Below are 453 nucleotides of genomic sequence, written 5' to 3' on the forward strand. Positions count from 1 at the left end.
GGAGAATGGGGGGGCTGGGGAAAGAGGTGGAGGAGGGGGGGGTAGAAATGAGAGGGGGAAGTGAGAGAAAGATGGTGATGAAGGGAGTTAATTGGGGAGGAAAAATTTTGATGGGAGAGTGTGAAGATTGAAGTTGGGGGAGATGGGAAGGGATTGTGGAAGGGGAGATGAATCTAAGAGATGGAGTGAAGGGGAGAATGTGTTTTGAAAATGGGAACGGAAAAAAGTATGAACTGAAGGAAAAAAGAGGTGTTTTAATGGTTGGGGGAAGAGGTTGGGAGGTGGAGGAAAAAGATGTATTGGTGGATGGGAAGGGGATTTGCGGGGGATTATTGGATTTGGGGATGTACTTTTTGGATAATGGGAAAATGGTGGTGAAGTAGGGGAGAGGGGGATAGTTTTACTTTCTTACGATGGAGAGCCAGGTTGTAGGGTGGGCATGGAAGCCTGTGT

At 47.7% G+C, this 453-nt stretch carries 1 protein-coding gene; it reads left to right on the top strand.

Features of this window, described 5'->3' with window-relative positions; all coding sequences use genetic code 11:
* Positions 1–167 precede the first annotated feature (167 nt).
* Positions 168–383 carry a hypothetical protein gene (locus FS736_RS23420; RefSeq protein WP_144481524.1) on the top strand — a complete coding sequence of 72 codons (216 nt, stop codon included), beginning with the start codon at positions 168–170 and terminating at the stop codon, positions 381–383.
* Positions 384–453 lie beyond the last annotated feature (70 nt).

Source organism: Cytobacillus oceanisediminis 2691 (assembly GCF_007678455.1).
GTDB lineage: Bacteria > Bacillota > Bacilli > Bacillales > Cytobacillaceae > Mesobacillus > Mesobacillus oceanisediminis_A.

Bases quoted from the DNA above. Each gene is read 5' to 3' on its own strand.
- FS736_RS23420 (WP_144481524.1), top strand. From the start codon at position 168: ATGAATCTAAGAGATGGAGTGAAGGGGAGAATGTGTTTTGAAAATGGG.